The sequence below is a fragment of the Paraglaciecola sp. genome, from assembly GCF_030730205.1.
Taxonomy (GTDB): Bacteria; Pseudomonadota; Gammaproteobacteria; order Enterobacterales; family Alteromonadaceae; genus Paraglaciecola.
In genome coordinates, this window is record NZ_JANQVQ010000313.1 from 7,990 (window position 1) to 9,126 (window position 1,137).

The window sequence follows — 1,137 nt, forward strand, 5'->3', positions numbered from 1 at the left end:
TCAGTATCACGGATTTGCGAACGCGCTGCTGAAATATTCTCAGAAATATTACTCAAGTTACGAATAGTAGACTGAAAACGGTTCTGAAGTGCACCTAAATCAGCCCTAACACCACCGATAGTCGATATTGCCGCATCGATAGAGGTTAATGCAGCCGAAGCACCACCAGCTGTCGCAACAGTTGCATCACTTAGACTAAGACCCGAAGTACCGTAACCGCCTGATCTTGACAAGTTAATACTGATAGTTTGATTTGCATTAGCACCAACCAGGAATGACGCAGAAAAAGTTCCTTTCAATAAATCCGTGTCAGCAAACTGTGTATCTGTCGAAATACGTGAAATTTCTTGTTTTAAGGCAGACACTTCTTTTTGTAACGCAAGACGATCAGCAGAGCTGTTGATACCGTTTTGTGATTGTACCGCTAGCGTTCTAATGCGCTGCAATGAGGTAGTTACCTCTCCTAGTGCACCTTCAGCTGTTTGAGTTAATGATATTGCATCATTCGCATTTCGTACCGCTTGATTTAAGCCCTGTACCTGAGTCGTTAAACGATCAGAAATTTGCAAACCTGCGGCATCATCCGCTGCACGGTTAATACGAAAACCTGATGACAATCTTTCAAACGACGTGCTGAGTGCCTGCCCAGAATTGAACAACTGACGCTGAGCATTCAACGACGATACGTTAGTGTTTACATATAAGCCCATAAATTACCTCCTGAAAACTCATCGTTAATTGTTAATGACTCAACACGATAAGTTTGCCTCAATTTCAACGTTAAATAGGCCTCCCTATCTAACACTGCCTCACTCAAATCAGTTTGGTACCTCTACCTTACTGAAAACTAAAAGCAATCACTCGGAATGCCCCTCAACTATAGGTATCGACCACCTCTAGAGAATCTTTAATTTTATTTTCACTTTTTTACAATTAATTTCAAAATACGAAAAACTGCTAAAGAGATAACGTGAGGCCAATTTTATTTACAATGACTGAAAAATTGGCATACATACTGCTTTTACTTTTTGCATTCTAAAATAGGACGCGTTTAAACTTTCAAGTAAAAACTACGTTGTGAAATGCTAGTAAGCACGATAATAAGTTTCTGTCCGACTGGCAGGGTTAGAGATGAAT

General features: G+C 40.2%; 1 protein-coding gene. It reads right to left on the reverse strand.

Annotated elements, in window-relative coordinates; genetic code table 11:
• Positions 1-710 (reverse strand): flagellin (locus tag NWQ57_RS20635; protein WP_306024074.1); only part of this gene is annotated, 710 nt, incomplete at its 3' end.
• Positions 711-1,137 lie beyond the last annotated feature (427 nt).